This is a genomic window from Nonomuraea sp. NPDC049269 (assembly GCF_043197155.1).
Classification (GTDB): Bacteria; Actinomycetota; Actinomycetes; order Streptosporangiales; family Streptosporangiaceae; genus Nonomuraea.
The window spans coordinates 777,281-794,699 of record NZ_JBICSO010000006.1 but is presented as its reverse complement, the minus strand read 5'-3'; the positions used below and the strand labels follow the sequence as shown (position 1 = coordinate 794,699).

17 protein-coding genes are annotated in these 17,419 nt (G+C 71.7%); 10 read left to right on the top strand and 7 right to left on the bottom strand.

What is annotated here, in order from left to right:
* The first annotated feature begins 93 nt into the window (after positions 1-93).
* Both ACGFNP_RS35675 and ACGFNP_RS35670 read left to right on the top strand, forming a co-directional pair.
* Complete coding sequence (locus ACGFNP_RS35675) at positions 94-291, top strand: helix-turn-helix domain-containing protein (RefSeq protein WP_358340518.1); 198 nt, start codon at positions 94-96, stop codon at positions 289-291.
* Positions 272-2,071, top strand: coding sequence for a hypothetical protein (locus tag ACGFNP_RS35670; protein ID WP_393326177.1), 1,800 nt, complete (start codon positions 272-274; stop codon positions 2,069-2,071). The genes ACGFNP_RS35675 and ACGFNP_RS35670 overlap by 20 nt, the downstream gene beginning before the upstream one ends.
* On the opposite strand, the gene ACGFNP_RS35665 is transcribed toward ACGFNP_RS35670, so the two are convergent.
* Together ACGFNP_RS35665 and ACGFNP_RS35660 are read right to left on the bottom strand one after the other, a co-directional pair.
* Positions 2,068-2,442 carry a hypothetical protein gene (locus ACGFNP_RS35665; protein WP_358340521.1) on the bottom strand — a complete coding sequence of 125 codons (375 nt, stop codon included), beginning with the start codon at positions 2,440-2,442 and terminating at the stop codon, positions 2,068-2,070. The two genes, ACGFNP_RS35670 and ACGFNP_RS35665, sit on opposite strands and share 4 nt — an antisense overlap.
* A 31-nt stretch (positions 2,443-2,473) precedes the next feature.
* On the bottom strand, positions 2,474-2,875 hold the full coding sequence (locus tag ACGFNP_RS35660) for a helix-turn-helix domain-containing protein (RefSeq protein WP_358340523.1): 402 nt from the start codon (positions 2,873-2,875) through the stop codon (positions 2,474-2,476).
* Positions 2,876-2,930: 55 nt separating this feature from the next.
* Between ACGFNP_RS35660 and ACGFNP_RS35655 the strand changes: the two genes are divergently transcribed.
* Positions 2,931-3,749 (top strand): NAD(P)H-binding protein, encoded by an 819-nt coding sequence (locus tag ACGFNP_RS35655; RefSeq protein WP_393326175.1) that lies wholly within the window; start codon positions 2,931-2,933, stop codon positions 3,747-3,749.
* Between the two features lie 48 nt (positions 3,750-3,797).
* On the opposite strand, the gene ACGFNP_RS35650 is transcribed toward ACGFNP_RS35655, so the two are convergent.
* A complete protein-coding gene (locus ACGFNP_RS35650) occupies positions 3,798-4,295 on the bottom strand; it encodes a GNAT family N-acetyltransferase (RefSeq protein WP_358340526.1) in 498 nt (165 codons plus the stop codon).
* Between the two features lie 72 nt (positions 4,296-4,367).
* On the opposite strand from ACGFNP_RS35650, the gene ACGFNP_RS35645 reads away from it, so the two are divergent.
* The 7 genes from ACGFNP_RS35645 (at position 4,368) to ACGFNP_RS35615 (ending at position 12,825) form a co-directional block, all read left to right on the top strand.
* Entirely contained in the window at positions 4,368-5,357 is a 990-nt protein-coding gene (locus ACGFNP_RS35645) for an NAD-dependent epimerase/dehydratase family protein (protein ID WP_393326172.1), read from the top strand.
* Positions 5,354-6,544, top strand: a complete 1,191-nt coding sequence (lhgO, locus tag ACGFNP_RS35640; RefSeq protein ID WP_393326170.1) for an L-2-hydroxyglutarate oxidase — start codon at positions 5,354-5,356, stop codon at positions 6,542-6,544. The genes ACGFNP_RS35645 and lhgO overlap by 4 nt, the downstream gene beginning before the upstream one ends.
* A gap of 14 nt (positions 6,545-6,558) precedes the next feature.
* Positions 6,559-7,254 (top strand): response regulator transcription factor, encoded by a 696-nt coding sequence (locus tag ACGFNP_RS35635; RefSeq protein ID WP_214644281.1) that lies wholly within the window; start codon positions 6,559-6,561, stop codon positions 7,252-7,254.
* Positions 7,254-8,675, top strand: coding sequence for an ATP-binding protein (locus tag ACGFNP_RS35630; RefSeq protein WP_393326168.1), 1,422 nt, complete (start codon positions 7,254-7,256; stop codon positions 8,673-8,675). The genes ACGFNP_RS35635 and ACGFNP_RS35630 overlap by 1 nt, the downstream gene beginning before the upstream one ends.
* A 65-nt stretch (positions 8,676-8,740) precedes the next feature.
* Positions 8,741-9,397, top strand: a complete 657-nt coding sequence (locus tag ACGFNP_RS35625; RefSeq protein ID WP_358340608.1) for a response regulator transcription factor — start codon at positions 8,741-8,743, stop codon at positions 9,395-9,397.
* Positions 9,398-9,406: 9 nt separating this feature from the next.
* Positions 9,407-11,182, top strand: a complete 1,776-nt coding sequence (locus tag ACGFNP_RS35620; protein WP_393326164.1) for an ABC transporter — start codon at positions 9,407-9,409, stop codon at positions 11,180-11,182.
* Entirely contained in the window at positions 11,179-12,825 is a 1,647-nt protein-coding gene (locus tag ACGFNP_RS35615; RefSeq protein WP_393326162.1) for a GTPase, read from the top strand. The genes ACGFNP_RS35620 and ACGFNP_RS35615 overlap by 4 nt, the downstream gene beginning before the upstream one ends.
* A 7-nt stretch (positions 12,826-12,832) precedes the next feature.
* Here ACGFNP_RS35615 and ACGFNP_RS35610 read toward each other — a convergent pair whose 3' ends face one another.
* The 4 genes from ACGFNP_RS35610 to tdh all read right to left on the bottom strand — a co-directional run bounded on the left by ACGFNP_RS35610 (position 12,833) and on the right by tdh (position 17,315).
* Positions 12,833-14,005: an MFS transporter gene (locus ACGFNP_RS35610; RefSeq protein WP_393326159.1), complete on the bottom strand. Its 1,173-nt coding sequence runs from the start codon at positions 14,003-14,005 to the stop codon at positions 12,833-12,835.
* A gap of 5 nt (positions 14,006-14,010) precedes the next feature.
* The gene (locus tag ACGFNP_RS35605; RefSeq protein ID WP_393326157.1) at positions 14,011-15,012 is read right to left on the bottom strand and encodes a LysR family transcriptional regulator; all 1,002 of its coding nucleotides are present in this window, start codon (positions 15,010-15,012) and stop codon (positions 14,011-14,013) included.
* Between the two features lie 99 nt (positions 15,013-15,111).
* A complete protein-coding gene (locus ACGFNP_RS35600) occupies positions 15,112-16,287 on the bottom strand; it encodes a glycine C-acetyltransferase (RefSeq protein ID WP_393326154.1) in 1,176 nt (391 codons plus the stop codon).
* Positions 16,287-17,315, bottom strand: a complete 1,029-nt coding sequence (gene tdh, locus ACGFNP_RS35595; protein ID WP_358340544.1) for an L-threonine 3-dehydrogenase — start codon at positions 17,313-17,315, stop codon at positions 16,287-16,289. The genes ACGFNP_RS35600 and tdh overlap by 1 nt, the downstream gene beginning before the upstream one ends.
* Between the last annotated feature and the right edge of the window lie 104 nt (positions 17,316-17,419).

The window sequence follows — 17,419 nt, the reverse complement described above, 5'->3', positions numbered from 1 at the left end:
ATGTTCGCGGCGGTGTCGGATAGAGAGGCACGGGCGATGCGGTTTCGGATGCTGGGTCCGTTACAGGTCCGCACAGGCGACAGGTGGACACGGGTGGCCGCCGAACAGCAGCGGGTGGTCCTGGCGGTGCTGCTGGTCGAGGCCGGGCGAGTGGTGAGCACGGACAGGCTGGTGGACGCGGTGTGGGGTGAGCGGCCACCGAGAACGGCGACCAACACGATCGCCGCGTACGTCACGCGGTTGCGCCGGCTCGTGGGCGGCGACGCATGGCGTGTGGCACCTCGCGGGTGACTACCGTCCCCGTGGCGCGATCCAGCAACTGCTCGCCGATCGCCTGCGCCCGCTCGGCTCGCGAACCCCGATGGTGCTGGAGCTGCTGGCGTGTGGCGAGCCGCTCCCGCTGGCGCTGCTGGCACAGCTGGTGGATCCGGCGTCGATCGACGAGGCCGAGGCACACGGATTGGCCGTGTCCGGGCGTGTGGGCAACCGCGTCCAGGTGCGACTCGCGCACCCGCTCTACGGTGAGGTGCTGCGTGCCCGATTATCGGCCGGCCGCGCCCGGCAGCTGTGGTGGCGGCTCGCCGGCGCGCTGCTGGACACCCCGCTGCGCCGTCGCGACGACCTGCTGCGGGCCGCGCTCTGGCAGGTCGAAGGCGGTGCGGTGGTACGCGCCGACATCGTGCGGACCGGCGCCCGCGAGGCCATCAACCGGGCGGATCTCGCCCTGGCCGAACGCCTCGCGCGAGCCGCCAGAGACGCCGAACCCTCTGTGGACGCCGACGCGCTGCTGGCCGAGGTGCTCGAATACCGTGGCCGCAGCGCCGAGGCGGCAGCCGTGCTACCGGAGCAGCCCCCGCCGGGCGACGAGCTGCTCCCGTGGGCCCTCGCCCGAGCCGAGACCATGTACTGGGGCAACGGGGACGCCGTCGCCGCCGAGCAGACGCTGGATCTCCTGCGCGGCCGGCCGGGGGAGGACCTGGCCGAGGGGATCCGCACCTGGATCCTGCTGTTCGACGGGCGCTGCGCGGCCGTGCTGGAGGTCGCCGACCGGCTGCTGGCCTCGGACTCGGCGAGCGCGCAGGCCCTCATCTGGGCCACCGCGGCGGCCACGGGGGCCGCAGGCTTCCTCGGGCGGGCCGTGGACGCCACCGGCTATCACGAGCGGGGGCTGGCCCTGGCCGAAGCGCGCCAGGCGGAGTTGCCCTGGGGCGTGGTCGAGCTAGGCGTCGCCCGGTCTCTGGCGTACCTGGCCATGGGTGAGCTGGACGCGGCATGGAGCGTCGCGGACGACGGATATCGGCAGGTGCTGGCCGGGCAGAGCCCGATGATGTCGGCCGGCCATCTCGGTTTCCGTGGGCTCGTGGAATGCGCGCAGGGCAGACCGGCCGACGCCGGCCGATCCCTCAGGGAAGCGATCAACGCGCTCGACGGCCGCGACACCCTCCGGCTCACCCACCTCTTCCTGGCCGGGCTGGCCACGGCCACCGCTCTGGGCGGCGCGGCGGACGACGCGCGAGCCTGGATGGACCACGCCGACCAGACCGGCAACGAGGCCAACCGGCTCTTCTCCCCGTGGATCGTGCTCGGCAACGCCTGGACGCTGGCGGCGGAAGGCCGCCTTGCCGACGCGGTGAGTGCCGCCCGGTACGCGGCCGGCCTGGCCCGCGGCATCGGACTCCCCAGCGTCGAGGCGATGGCCCGCTACGATGTGCTCCGCCTCGGCGGAGAGGGCGATCTCCGCCGGCTCGACGAGCTCAACACCGCACTCGGCACACCCATGAGCCACGCGCTGGCAAGAGCGGCTCATGGGCTCGAACACACCGATGGCGAGGCACTCTCGGGCGCCACCGATGCCCTCGCCCAGCTCGGTCACCACCTGCTCGCCGCCGAGACCGCGACCTGCGCGGTCCCCGCCTATCGCCAGGCCGGTCTGGCGGACAAGGCGGCGATGGCGCTCGAACGAGCGGCCTCATCGCGCACTCGATGCCAGGGCGCCGTCACGCCCCTGCTCATGCGGTCCGCTCCGCTGGTCGCCGACGCTCGCCGGGCTGACGACCTGCGAGCTCCTTAGCGAGAGTCACGCAGCAGCGCGGTGAAACCCTCGCCGCGGAGAGCTCGGTCGACGACTTCGATCGAGCGGGCCAGCCGGACCAGGCGCGGACCTTCCTCGCGATAGACGTCGAGCACCGCCTCCACCGCATGGGGCGGGAGGGAGGGCTTCAGATCGACGGCGGCACCCCGGTATCCCGCCCTGGCCGCCTCGATAGCCGCATTGACGTGGTGAAGCGCCATTCTGGCCAGCGCGATCGGGTGGCGCCGCAGCACCTCATACGCCCGGTAGTCGGGCGGTACGGCGTCGAGCAACCAGGCCACGGCCGAGGTCTCCCACTCGGGAACGCTGGGCGGACGGACCTCGGGCGGCCACTCCGGCGGGAGATACATGAATCCATCGTACTCACGTTCGATTCCCGCGTTATCGACGGCTGCTGACCGGCTTTCTGGCGTCGTAGTCCAGCCGGGCCTGCTCGACCTCGCCTAGGTTGACCGACCACTCGGCGAGTGCTTCGAACACCGGCGAGAGGCTCCGTCCCAATTCGGTGATCTCGTACTCCACTCGCGGTGGAACCTCGGGGTGGTAGGTGCGTACGACGAGCCCGTCGCGTTCCAGTTGCCGCAGTCGATCGGTCAGCACCTTGGGTGTGATGGTGGTGATGCGGCGTTCCAGCTCCACGAATCGATGCCGCCCGTATTCGTTGAGCACCCAAAGGATGGGGGTGGTCCAGCGGCTGAAGACGATGTCGACCACCGGGGTGATCGGGCAGGCCTGTTCCGGGGGGACGTCGGCAGGGGGCGCCCAAGCTGTGTCGTTGGTCACAATCCCAATACTTTCCTCTAGGTACCTACTATCACGGCGCTAGTAGCTTCCCAACATGATTGTGGTGACTGGAGCAACGGGCAACGTTGGGCAGCCGCTTGTGCGGGCGCTTGCCGCGGCCGGCGAACGGGTGACGGCGGTGTCACGGAAGATCTCGGACGTGCCGGTGGGGGTGCGGCACCGGCAGGCCGACCTGGCTGAGCCGGAGAGCCTCGAACCCGCCCTGCAAGGAGCCGAAGCGCTGTTCTTGCTGACCTCCCCCGACTTCATGGCGAACGGCGATCTCGGTGACGTCCTGAACGTCGTGCGAGCGGTCGGCGTCCGGCGGGTCGTGTTGCTGTCCTCCCACGGCGTGGGCACGCGACGCCACCCCTCGCGTCTGGAAGACGCGGTCAAGCGGTCCGGTCTGGCATGGACGATGCTGCGGCCGGGCAACTTCGCCTCCAACACGTTCCAGTGGGCTGATTCGGTCCGCGCGGAACGGGTGGTCCGGGCGCCGTTCGGCGACGTCGCGGTGCCGGCCATCGATCCGGCCGACATCGCCGAGGTCGCCGCCGTCGCCCTGCGCGAGCCGGGCCACGAGGGCAACGTCTACACGCTGACCGGACCGGTGCCGATCTCACCCCGGCAGCAGGCCGCGGCGATCGGGGACGCCCTGGGCGAGCCGGTGCGGTTCGTTGAGCAGAGCCGCGAGGAGGCGCGGGAGCAGATGCTGCGATACATGCCCGAGCCGGTCGTGGAGGCCACTCTCGGCGCCCTCGGCGCACCGTCGGCCGCCGAGCAGAGTGTCGGCCCCGACGTCGAGCGGCTCCTCGGCCGCCCGCCTCGCACATTCGCCGAGTGGGCGGAGCGCCACGTCGCGGCTTTCAAATAACGCGTCCGAGTGAGCCGGCACAACCCGACGTCGGCCGGCCCGCACGGGTCAGCCGCGTTCGCCGACCTCGGTCTTGTACGTGTGAAAGCCGCGCCGATGGTAGTTGGGCAGCGCGTGGGGGTGATCCAGGCTGGAGGTGTGCAGCCAGACCCGCCGTACGGCGGGGGTCAACCGCCACGCGCGCCGGACCGTCAGCGTCAGCGCGTATCCGCCCAGGCCCTTGCCGGTGAACTCGGGCAGCAGGCCGAAGGTCTCGATCTCGACCTCCTCGCCGGGGTGGACGTCGTAGGCGGCCGTGCCTACCGGTTCACCGTTCAGGGACAGCAGCGAGAACGCCCGCGCAGGGTGCTGAGCGAGCCAGGCGACCCATTGGTGTTCGCTCCGTCGCGCGCTCTGCCAGCCGTAGGGCGCGCCGATCCGGGACTGGAGGTCGACGACCAGCGGCGAGCCTCGGTCCAAGGACTCCAAGGCGAGACCGGGGACGGCCGCGCCTGGATTCAGCTGATCGGCGGCGGTCATCTCGACGTATGTCACGATTTCCTGCACTCTGCCCATTTTAGTGGAGGATCGATCTTCGGTTGGTTGATGTAATACCAAGTAAGCGCTAGCTTTCCTGACATGCGTGTCCTGGTGAGCGGTGCGTCGGGGTTCGTCGGCTCGCACGCGGTCTCGGCCCTGATCGCCGCTGGGCACGAGCCCTGCCTTTTGGCGAGAAGTCCGGAAAAAGTGCGACGTGTGTTGGGGGCTGGGGAGTGGGTGGTCCGTCAGGGGGACATCCGTGACGCGTCGGCCGTACGAGCGGCGCTGGACGGGTGTGACGCGGTGCTGCACGCCGCCGCTGACATGGGGGTCACTGGGCACGGGACCGACCTGCACGGGTCCAACGTCGTCGGGCTGCGTAACGTTCTCGGGCAGGCCGCCGAGCTGGGGCTGGATCCGATCGTGCACGTCTCCACGATCGCGGTGTTCGTGCCGCCCGCCGAGCCGCTCATCACCGCCGACAGCCCGCTGACCAGCCCCAGGAACGCCTACGGCAGGTCCAAGGTCGAGGGCGAGCGGTACGCCAGGGAGCTGGGCGGTGTGACCATCGTGTACCCGGGCGGCATCGCCGGGCCGGGACAGCCGACGCTCGACGCGCTCAACGAGGGGCTCCGCGCCGGCCTGCGGTGGGGGTGGCCGGTCGTGCCGGGTGGCGTGAGCGTGCTGGACGTCCGGGATCTGGCCGTCGCGCTGGCCCGCTGTTTCACGCCGGGCCACCGGGATCGCCGCTACCTGCTTGGGGGACATTTCCGTACCTGGGGGGAGCTGGCGGAAGTATGTGCGGAGGTGACGGGGCGGGCGGGCCGGGCCTATCGGATACCCGGTGGGCTGCTGCGCGGGATGGCCGCGGTGCTCGACCGGCTCAAGCGGCTGGCGCCCATCGACTACCCGCTCACCCGTGACGCGGCCGACTTCATGCTCACCCTGGTCCCCACCGACGACGGCCCCACGCTCAAGGACCTTGAGCTCACTCTGCGCCCGGTGGAAGACACCGTTTCGGATACATTGCGGTGGCTTGCCGCTGAAGGGCACCTGGATCCGCGCAGAGTCGGCAGACTGGCGCCGTGACAGAGAAGATCGGTGTCATCGGGGCCGGCATCGTCGGCCTGGCGGTCGCCCGCGAGCTCGCCACCACCAGAGGTGCCGAGGTGACCGTCCTCGAGAAGGAGAACAGCGTCGGCGCGCACCAGACCGGCCACAACAGCGGCGTCGTCCACGCGGGCATCTACTACCCGCCGGGCTCGCTCAAGGCCAGGCTCTGCCGTGAGGGCGTCGCGCTGCTCAAGGAGTACTGCGCGCACCACCGCCTGCCGTACGAGGAGGTCGGGAAGCTGGTCGTGGCCTGCACCGGCGCCGAGCGGCCGCGGCTGGCGGCGCTGGCCGAGCGGGCCAGGGCGAACGGCGTCCCCGGCATCGCCGAGCTGGACGCGCTCGCGCTGCGCGAGATCGAGCCGCACGCGGTCGGCGTCGGCGCGGTCCACTCGCCGCACACCGCGATCGCCGACTTCCCCGCCGTCGCGCGCCGGCTCGCGCTCGACGTGGCCGAACTGGGCGGTTCGGTACGGCTCGGGCACCCGGTCAGGGCGATCAGGGAGACCTTCAAGGGCGTCGAGGTGCTGGCCGCCGGGCGGAGGTTCGCCTTCGACCGGCTGGTGATCTGCGCGGGACTGAGCACCGACGCGGTGGCCAGGATGGCGGGACGGCCGGGCGACATCAGGATCGTGCCGTTCAGGGGCGAGTACTACGCGCTCGAGGGAGCGGCCAAGGACCTGGTGCGCGGCCTGATCTACCCGGTGCCAGACCCTCGATACCCGTTCCTCGGCGTCCATCTGACCAGGAACATCGACGGCGAGGTCCTGGTCGGGCCGAACGCGGTGCTGGCGCTGGCCTATGAGGGTTATCGGGGAATAAACCTCCGTAATTCCTGGCAGATTCTGCGCTGGCCGGGCACGCTGCGCATGGCCCGGCAGCACTGGCGCACCGGGCTCAAGGAGGTCCACGGCTCGCTGGTCAAGGGGGCCTTCGTCCGGGCCGCGCGCCGCTACGTGCCCGAGCTCACCGCCTCCGACCTGCGGCGAACCGAGGGCGGGGTACGCGCCCAGGCCGTGGCGAAGGACGGCCGGTTGGTCGACGACTTCGCCGTGGACGTTCAGGGCAGGGTTGTGCTGGTACGCAACGCGCCGTCTCCCGCGGCCACCTCCAGCCTGGCGATTGCCAGGCACATCGCCGGAATTGTCCCAGCACTCGTCCGTTGAGTGCATGCTTGGAGATGATGGAAGCGCGACTGCTGATCGTCGAGGACGACCCCAACATCCTCGAACTCCTCGCCGCGAGCCTGAGGTTCGCGGGTTTCGACGTGTCCACGGTTAAAAACGGCCTAGACGCCGTCACCGCTGTTCAACGGCACCGTCCCGACCTGGTCGTCCTCGACGTCATGCTGCCCGACCTCGACGGATTCGAGATCGTACGGCGGCTGCGCGGCGGGGGCGTGCACGTGCCGGTGGTCTTCCTGACCGCCCGTGACGAGACCGAGGACAAGATCCGCGGGCTGACGATCGGCGGCGACGACTACGTCACCAAGCCGTTCAGCCTCGAAGAGGTGGTCGCCAGGATCCACGCGGTGCTCCGGCGTACCAGTGGAGAGTCGCAGGCGCCGCCGCCCAGGCTGACGTTCGCCGACATCGAGCTCGACGAGGAGAGCCACGAGGTGTGGCGCGGCGGCAACGCCGTGTCGCTGTCGCCGACCGAGTTCAAGCTGCTGCGGTACTTCATGACGAACGCGGGCCGGGTGCTGTCGAAGCCGCAGATCCTCGACCACGTCTGGGACTACGACTTCAGAGGCGAGGTCGGGATCGTCGAGTCCTACGTGTCGGTGCTCCGCCGTAAGATCGACAACCGCAACCCGCGGCTCATTCACACGTTGCGCGGTGTCGGATACGTCCTGCGGCTGCCGCCGAGTCCGTGATGCGCGGCCTGCCGCTCAGGATCAAGCTGATCGCCGCGATGCTGGCGCTGCTCGGCCTCGGGCTGACCTTCATCGGCGTGGTGAGCGTCTCCGTGCTGCACGGCTACCTGATGAACCGCGTCGACAGCCAGATCCAGCTGCTCGCCGTACGCGTGGAGAACAAGCTCAAGCACGACCAGGAGAAGCGGGAGCGGGGCAAGGAGACCAACGACAAGATGGCGTTGATCGAGTCCGACACGATCGTGCTGGTGCAGCCGCCGGGCGGGACGCTGACCCCGGTGTTCGGCGACCGCGACGTGGACGCCAGGCCCAGGCCGGTGCTGTCGCAGGCGCCCGGACCGACCCTCTACACGACGCGGGCGGTCAGCGGCGACGGCGAGTGGCGGGTGCTGCGGACCTCGATCCCGGCGGGCGACTACGTGATCGCGGCGGACCTGGAGGAGGTCAGGGACATCACCCGGCGGCTCGGCCTCATCGAGCTGCTGGGCGGCGGCGGCATCCTGCTCATCCTCGCCGTCGTGGGCGTCGCGATGGTCCGGCGCAGCATGCGCCCGCTGACCGAGATCGAGAGCACCGCCGAGGCCATCGCGGGCGGTGAGCTCGGCCGCCGGGTGCCGACCGGCGACCCGCGTACGGAGGTGGGCCGCCTGGCCCTGTCGCTCAACGGGATGCTCGCGCAGATCGAGGCCGCGTTCGCCGCCAGGTCCGCCTCCGAGGCGGCCGCCCGCCGCTCGGAGGACCGGATGCGCCAGTTCATCGGCGACGCCTCGCACGAGCTGCGCACCCCGCTCACCTCGATCCGCGGTTTCGCCGAGTACGCCAGGCAGAACCAGAAGGCCGACGCCGCCGAGCTGATGCAGCGCGTGGAGAAGGCCGCCGGCCGGATGAGCCTGCTCGTGGACGACTTGCTGCTGCTCGCCCGCGTCGACCAGCAGCGCCCGCTGCGCATGCGGCCGGTCGACATGCTGGCGCTGGCCGCCGACGCGGTGCACGACGCGCGCATCCTGGCGCCCGACCGGGTGGTCAGCCTGGACGTCGTCGGCGGCGCGGCGCTGATCGTCTCCGGTGACGAAGTACGCCTGCGCCAGGTGGTCACCAACCTCATGACCAACGCCCTGACCCACACCGAACCGGCCACCCCGGTGACGGTACGTGTCGGAGCAGGAGACGACACGGCGTTCCTGGAAGTGGCCGACAAGGGGCCCGGTCTCACCCCCGAGCAGGTCGAGCGGGTGTTCGAGCGGTTCTACCGGGCCGACTCGGCCAGGTCGCGCCAGCGTTCGGGCGACGACCGGGGCAGCGGGCTCGGCCTGGCCATCGTGCAGGCGCTGGTGAAGGCGCACGGCGGCACGGTGCTGCTCGACAGCGCGCCCGGCTCGGGCTCCACGTTCCGGGTCGAACTCCCACTCGCCTTGGAGTGAGCATTCAGCTATTCCTCAGCCTCCTGAGTCACTCTGGGTAGGTGACTAAACCCGAGGCGCTGATCATGGTGGTGGACGACGAGCCCAGCATCCGGGACCTTCTGTCCGCGAGCCTGCGCTTCTCCGGCTTCGAGGTGCTGACCGCCGCGGACGGCTACGAGGCCGTCGAGGTGGCCGAGCGGACCACACCGGATCTGGTCGTCCTCGACGTCATGCTGCCCGATCTCGACGGGTTCGAGGTGGCCAAGCGGATCGGCGTGCCGGTGCTCTTCCTGACCGCCCGTGACGCCACCGAGGACAAGATCCTCGGGCTGGGTGTGGGCGACGACTACGTGACCAAGCCGTTCAGCCTGGAAGAGGTCCAGGCCAGGATCCGCGCGGTGCTCCGGCGTACGCGCGGGGAGAGCGCGCCCGCGAGCCGCCTGCAGGTCGCCGACCTGGAGCTGGACGAGGAGGCCCGCGAGGTCTGGCGCGACGGGCGGCAGGTGCGGCTGTCGCCGACGGAGTTCAAGCTGCTGCACTACTTCATGTCCAACGCCGGGCGGGTGCTGTCCAAGGCACAGATCCTCGACCACGTCTGGAACTACGACTTCGGCGGCGACGCCGGTGTGGTCGAGTCGTATGTGTCCTATCTGCGGCGCAAGGTCGACGACGTCGAGCCCAGGCTCATCCACACGCTGCGTAGCGTCGGTTATGTGCTGCGGGAGCCACCGGCGGGCTAGCGTGGTCCTATGGATCTGCTGGGCGCGTTGGAGGAGTTGCGCCACCGGCTCGACGGCGAGCTGTTCCCGCTCGAGATCGGTGCGGCCGCCGACGACCGGCGCGCGCTCAAGGAGCTCACCGGCCAGCTCGACGACTACCTGCTGCCCCGGCTGCGGGCCATCGACGCGCCGTTGCTCGCCGTGGTCGGCGGCTCCACCGGGGCGGGCAAGTCGACGCTGGTCAACTCGCTGGTCGGGGCCGACGTCGCCGAGCCGGGCGTGCTGCGGCCCACCACGCTGGTGCCGACGCTGGTGGTGAGCCCGGCCGACCGCGACTGGTTCATGGGCCAGAACGTCCTGCCCGGGCTGTCCCGCGGCACCGGATCGGCCGTCGGAGCGCTGCGGGTGGTCACCTCTCCGTCGCTCGCCCCGGGGCTGGCGCTGCTCGACGCGCCCGACATCGACTCGGTGGTGACCGCGAACCGCGAGCTGGCCGCGCAACTACTGGCCGCCGCTGATCTGTGGTTGTTCGTCACCACCGCCGCCCGTTACGCCGACGAGGTGCCGTGGAGCTTCCTGCGCTCGGCGCGCGAACGCAGCACGGCGCTCGCCCTCGTGCTCGACCGCGTGCCCGCCGAGGCCGTCGAGCCCGTCACCCGCGACCTCGAACGCCTGCTGGTCGAGAACGGTCTCGCCGGCACCCGGCTGTTCACCGTGCCCGAGGCGGCACTGCCGTCGGAGAAGGCGCGGCTGCCCGCCGCCCTGGTGTCACCGATCTCCGCGTGGCTGTCCGAGCTGGCCGCCGACGCGGCCGAGCGGTCCCGGGTCGTCCGGCAGACGCTGTCCGGGGCGCTCGACAGCCTGGTCACGCGGGTGCCGGTGCTGGCCGACGCCGTCACGCGGCAGCAGGCCGGGTTCGACGCGCTGCGGTCCATCGTGTCGGGGGCCTACTCGGGCGGGCTGGCCGACTTCGACGAGGGCATGCGCGACGGGTCGCTGCTCCGCGGCGAGGTGCTGGCCCGCTGGCAGGACTTCATCGGCACCGGCGACCTGATGCGCTCGCTGGAGAGCCGGGTGGGATGGCTGCGTGACCGGGTCGTCGGCTTCTTCACCGGGCGGGTGCCCGCCGAGTCGCTGCGCGACGCGCTGGAGAGCGGCGTCGAGACGCTGATCAGAGGCGCCGCCGACGCCGCCGCCGAACGCAGCCTGGAGGGCTGGTCGGCCGCGCCCGGCGGTCCCGGGATCATCGCCCACGTCGGCGCGGTGGAAGCGGCCCGGCTGGGCCGGACCTCCCCTGACCTGAGCAAACGGGCCTCGGCGGCGGTACGGGGGTGGCAGGAGTACGTCCTCGACCTGGTACGCCACGAAGGCGCGGAGAAGCGGACCACGGCCCGGATCGCCTCCTTCGGGGTGAACGGGGCCGGCTTGCTGCTGATGCTGGCCGTGTTCGCCTCCACGGGTGGGTTGACCGGGATCGAGGTCGGGATCGCGGGTGGGACGAGCGTGCTGTCGCAGAAGCTGCTGGAGGCGGTGTTCGGCGATCAGGCGGTGCGGACGCTGACCGTCCGGGCGCGCGAGGATCTGCGCGAACGGGTGCGGAGACTGCTGGAGGAGGAGGCCGGGCGGTTCACCGAACTGCTGGCGGCGGTCGAGCCACCGGCCGGGGCGGCGGGGGCCCTGCGGGAGGCCGCCCAGTCGGTCCGCGCCCATCGCACCGAACTGCCGTCGGGCATGGCTCCGGTCGACGTCGCCGAAGGCCCGGCTGAGGGTTTGGCTGAGGGTCTCGCTGAAGGTGAGGGGTCGTGAAGCTGCTGCGTCGTAAGGAGGGGCCGTCGCTGGACTCCCGGCTGGCCGCGCTGCTGGAGGCGGCCGAGCTGGCCGAGGGGCGGCTGCCGGCCGACGTGGTGTCCCACGCGCGGGGGGTGGCGGAACGGGCCGGGGTACGGCGCAGCCTGTCGGTGGATCACACCGTGGCGGCGCTGGCCGGGGCCACGGGGAGCGGGAAGTCGTCGTTGTTCAACGCGCTGGCCGGGGACGAGCTCGCGGCCGTGGGCGTCACCCGGCCGACCACCTCGACCGCGCAGGCGGCGCTGTGGGACGGGGCGGGGGCGGGTCCGCTGCTCGACTGGCTGGAGATCCCCCAACGGCACGCCCCGGCCGCTGTCGGACCCGATTTTTCCGGACTTATCCTGCTAGACCTCCCCGACCATGACTCCATCCGGCTGACGCACCGCCTGGAGGTCGACCGGCTGGTGGAGCTCGTGGATCTGCTGGTGTGGGTGCTGGACCCGCAGAAGTACGCCGACGCGGCGGTCCACGAGCGCTACCTGCGTCCGCTGGCCGGGCACCGGGACGTGACGGTGGTGGTGCTCAACCAGATCGACCGCCTGCCGCCCGACGCGGTGGGCCGGTGCCTGCGCGACCTGCGCCGCCTCCTGGACGACGACGGGCTGGCGGGGGTGCCGATCGTCGGTGCCTCCGCGCGTACGGGTGCGGGCCTGGCCGAGCTGCGCACGCTCCTGGCGGAGCGGGTGGCCGAGCGCCGCTCCTGGTCCGCCCGCCTGTCCGCCGACGTGTCCGCCGCTGCGGACCACCTGGCCGATCCGTCCGCCGCGCCGCATTCGTCGGCCGCGCCGCGTCCGGGCGCAGGTACGCCGGGTGGCGCGGTGGCCGGGCTGGGGAAGCCGCTCACCGACGCGCTGTCCGAGGCCGCCGGGGTGCCGCTGGTCGTGGCGGCCGTGCGGAAGGGGCACCGGCACCGGGCCGTGGTGGCGACCGGCTGGCCGGTCACCAAGTGGGTCCGGCGGTTCCGGCCTGACCCGTTGCGCAGGCTGCGCATCGGCACGAGCACCACTTCGCGCGAGTTGGAGACCGTCGGCCGTACGTCCGTCCCGGCTGCTTCGGCCGTACAGAAAGCACAGGTCGAGACCGCCATCCGCGACGTCGGCGAGGCAGCGGCGAGTGACCTGGAAGGGGCGTGGGCGGCGGCGGTACGGCAGGCGGCGCGGTCTCGGGCCGGAGAGCTGACCGACGCCGTGGACCGGGCGGTGGCGACGACCTCGCTCGGGGCGACCAGGCGGCCGAGGTGGTGGCGGGTGGTGGGGATGCTGCAGTGGCTGGTGTTCGCAGTCATGGTCGCCGGTGGGCTGTGGCTGGGGGTGCTGTTCGGCATGGACTACCTGCGCCTGCCCCAGCCGCCCCTGCCGACGCTGGGCGTGGTGCCGTGGCCGACGGTGCTGCTCGGCGGCGGTGCGCTGGCCGGGGTGCTGATCGCGTTGCTGTCCCGGCTGGCGGCCTGGGCGGGCGGGCATCGCCGGGCGCGCCGGGTGGCGAAGGACCTGCGGTCGGCCATCGCCAAGGTCGGCGCCGAGTACGTACTGGAGCCGGTGAAGGGCGAACTGGCCAGGCACACCCGTTTCACGGAGGCGATCACCCGCGCCCGCGCCTGATGGTCGGTCAGGGGCGGCCGGCAGGCCCGAGGAGGAGGGTCGACAGAGCCGCGCCCAGGCCGGCGAAACCGGCGGCCACCAGGAACGGCATCGACGGCCCGAACTGCTGCCCCACCACCCCGGCCAGCCCCGACCCCGCCGCGCCCCCCACGCCCACCGCCGTCGACACCCACCCGAACGCCTCCGCCTGCGCCCCCGGCGCGAGCTCGTCCACCAGCAGCGACGTGGTCGTCAGCGCCGGGTTGAGCATGAGTCCCCCGGCGAAGAGCACCACCCAGAACAGCGGCAGCGACGACACCAGCACCAGCGGCCCCAGTGCGAGACCGAAGACCAGCAGCAGCCCGGTCAGCCGGCGAGCGGGATCGGCCGTCCACCGGCGGGCACCGTAGACGGCCGCCCCGGCGACGCCGCCCAGCGACAGCGCCGCCACCAGCAGGCCCGTCGCGGCCGGAATGCCCCGGGCCGCCGCGAGAGCGGGCACCCCGACGTCCAGCGCCCCGATGGCCCCGCCGAGCAGTACCACCACGACGAGCAGCAACCGCATCCCGAGATGCCGGAACACCCGCCCCCGCCTCGCCGACCGCGAGGGACCGGTGACCCGCAGCACCCGGGAGAAGGCCAAGGTGCCCGCCCCCGCGGCGACGGCCACCACACCCAGCGCCAGCGAGGCCGACGCCAGCGCGATCAGCACCCCTAACAGCAGCGGGCCGGTGAGCATGGCCAGCTCCTGCACCAGGTACACGAGGCTGTAGGCGGCGGTACGGCCCTCGGTGGCCAGGCGGGCGCCCCACTCGACGCGCATGGTCACCGAGACCGGTGGCAGTCCGGCCCCCGCCATCCAGGCCAGTGCCACGATCGTCCACCCCGGCCACCCGGACCCGGCGCCGGCCACCACCGCGATCAGGGCCGTGACGTGCGCCAACGCGCTGACGGCCAGTACCCCCCGCGGCCCCCGCCGGTCGATGAGGCGCCCCTGGACGGGCCTGGCCATCCCCGCGCCGATGGCGAACGCCGCCGCGGCCAGCCCCGCCAGCACCAGCGAGCCGCTCGAAACCTGCACCACCAGCACGATCCCCACCGGCGCGACCTGCTGCGTGAGCTGGGCCAGGAACCCGAGGACGGCCTGCGCCGTCACACCCGGCAGACCGAACAGCTTCCGGTACTGCACACCCTGCCCCATGCGTGTCACCCGGCCCCGAGGGAGTCGGCGATCGTGTGCAGGGTGCCGAGCAGCGGCCGAAGAAGAGGATGAGCCTCGGCACCCCGCCGTACGGCCGCGAAGACCCGCCGCTCGGGGCCCGGCGCGCGACGTACCGCCACGCCCGGCACCGCGACCCCCGGCAGTGCCACGCCTGGCACCGCGACGCCTGGCACCGCGACGCCTGACACGGCCACGCCCGGCAGCACCATGTCGCGCAGGGCCAGTCGGGGCACCAGTGCCACGCCCGCGCCGGCTCCGACCAGTGCCACCACGGCGCGGAAGTCGTCGGAGCAGTGTGCGAAGTTCGGTGAGAAGCCCGCCTGCTCGCAGGCGAACGTGATCACGTCGTGGACAGGGTTGCCGGGGTAGGGCCCGATCCACGTCTCGCCCGCGAGCTCGCCGAGCCGGACCGCGTCCGCCGGGGGCGGGCCGCCGGCGCTCGCCAGAGGGTGATCCTGGGGGAGCACCAGGTCGAACGGCTCGGCGTACAGGGCGGACCGGTGCAGGCGGGGATCGGCCGCGTCCGGGGCGCCGCGATACTCCACCGCGATGGCCAGATCGGCCCGGTCGTCGAGCAGCATGGTCAGGCTGTGGTCGCCCTCGGCGTCGAGTACGCGTATCCGCAGCCCCGGGGAGCCGGTGCGCAGGGCGGTGATGGCGGGGGAGAGCACGGCGCTGATCGCGGTGGCGAAGCAGGCGACGGTCACCTCGCCCGCCGCGCCCGTGCTGTAGGCGGCGACCTCGGCTTCGGCGCGTTCGAGCTGGGCGAGCACCTCGTTGGCGTGGGTGAGCATGATCTGGCCGACCGCGGTCAGGCGGACGCCGCGCGCGTCGCGGGTGAACAGCCGGTGGCCCACCTCGTGCTCCAGCGCCCCGAGCTGCTGGGAGACGGCCGAAGGGGTGAGGTGCAGTGCGGCGGCCGCGGCGGTGACCGTGCCATGGTCGGCCACCGCGCGCAACGTACGCAGCCGCCGCGTGTCTATCACGCAGCGAGAATACTCAGCTCCTGGGTCCGGAGCGCCGGCGAGGCGTCCGGGCCGCGGCCCAGAGGGTCAGTACGACGTGCGGGCCGCGATCCGGAGGGGTCAGTGCGACGCGCGGGCCTGGATGAAGGCGTCGACCGCGCGGTCCACGTCCTCGGCCGAGTGGGCCGCCGACAGCTGGACCCGGATCCGGGCCTGGCCGTGCGGCACGACCGGGTACGAGAACCCGATCACGTACACGCCGAGCTCCAGCAGCCGCTCGGCCATCGCCCCGGCCTCGGCGGCGTCGCCGATCATCACGGGGGTGATCGGATGGTCGCCGGGCAGGATGTCGAACCCGGCCTCGGTCATCTTGGCGCGGAACCGGGCGGTGTTCGCGCGCAGTTGCTCCCTGGCCTCGCTGGAGGTCTCCAGCAGGTCGAGGATGCGCAGCGAGGCCGCGGCGATGACCGGGGCGAGCGAGTTGGAGAAGAGGTACGGGCGGGAGCGCTGGCGCAGCAGCTCGCAGATCTCCTTGCGGGCCGCGACGTAGCCGCCGCTGGCCCCGCCGAGCGCCTTGCCCAGGGTGCCGGTGATGATGTCCACCCGGTCGGTGACGCCGTGCAGCTCGGGCGTGCCGCGACCGGTCGGCCCGACGAACCCGACCGCGTGGGAGTCGTCGACCATGACCATCGCGTCGTAGCGTTCGGCCAGGTCGCAGATGTCGGCCAGCGGCGCCAGGTAGCCGTCCATGGAGAACACGCCGTCGGTCACGATCAGCCGGCGCCGCGCGTCGGACGCCTCCTTCAGCCTGGCCTCCAGCTCGGCCATGTCGCGGTTGGCGTAGCGGTAGCGGCGGGCCTTCGACAGCCGGATGCCGTCGATGATGCTCGCGTGGTTCAGGGCGTCGGAGATCACCGCGTCCTGCGCGTCGAGCAGCGTCTCGAAGACGCCGCCGTTCGCGTCGAAGCACGAGCTGTAGAGGACGGAGTCCTCCTGGCCGAGGAAGTCAGAAAGGCGGGCTTCGAGCTCCTTGTGCACTTCCTGGGTGCCGCAGATGAACCGTACCGAGGCCATCCCGAAGCCCCAGCGGTCGAGCGCCTCCTTGGCGGCGGCGACCACCTCGGGGTTGTCGGCCAGGCCGAGGTAGTTGTTGGCGCAGAAGTTCAGCACCTCTCGCCCGGCCACGCTCACCTGTGAGCTCTGTGGCGTGGTGATCACCCGCTCGGGCTTGTGCAGCCCCGCCTCGGTGATCTCGTCGAGCGTCGCACGCAGCTGATCGCGTACGTTCGTGAACATCAAACGCTCCAATCCAGGATGACCTTGCCCGTGCGGCCGCTGGCCGCCGTGTCGAAGGCGGCGTCGAAATCGCGGTACGAGTAGCGGTCGGTGATCACCGGGGACAGGTCGAGACCCTTCTCCAGCAGCACCGACATGTTGTACCAGGTCTCGTACATCTCCCGGCCGTAGATGCCCTTGATGGTGAGCATCGAGGTCACCACCGTGGCCCAGTCGATGGCGAACTCCTCGGCGGGCAGCCCGAGCATCGCGATCTTCCCGCCGTGCGTCATGTTCGCGATCATGTCGCGTACGGCCCGCGGGTTCCCGGACATCTCCAGCCCGACGTCGAAGCCCTCGCGCAGGCCGAGCCGCGTGACGCCCTCGGCGATCGAGGTCCGCGCGACGTTCAGGGCCAGGGAGACGCCGAGCTTGCCGGCCAGGTCGAGCCGTTCCTCGCTGACGTCGGTGATCACCACGTTGCGCGCGCCCACGTGCGTGGCCACCGCCGCCGCCATCAGCCCGATCGGGCCCGCGCCCGTGATCAGCACGTCCTCGCCGACCAAGGGGAACGACAGCGCGGTGTGTACGGCGTTGCCGAACGGGTCGAAGATGGCCGCCACGTCGGGATGGACCGGCACCCGGTGCTTCCAGACGTTGGAGGCGGGCAGCGTGACGTATTCGGCGAAGGCGCCGTCCCTGTTCACGCCGAGCCCGATGGTGTTGCGGCACAGATGGCGGCGCCCGGCCATGCAGTTGCGGCACTTGCCGCAGACGATGTGCCCCTCGCCGCTCACCAGGTCGCCGACCGAGATGTCCTCGACGCCGGGCGCGACCTCGACCACGTGCCCGGAGAACTCATGCCCCACGATCAGCGGAAGCTTCAGAGTATGCCGCGCCCAATCGTCATATTTCCGGATGTGGAGGTCGGTGCCACAGATGCCGGTACGCAGCACCCGGATCAGCACCTCACCCGGCCCAGGTGTGGGCTCCGGCACGTCGGCCAGCCACAATCCGGGCTCGGCTCGCTCCTTGACCAGCGCTTTCATGGGTTCATCTCTCCCTCTGCCCCGAACCTAACGCACTGTGCCCGCTCGCTTAGGGACGTGTCCATCGACGGATTCTTAAGTGCCCCCACAGCTTCCCTTCACGC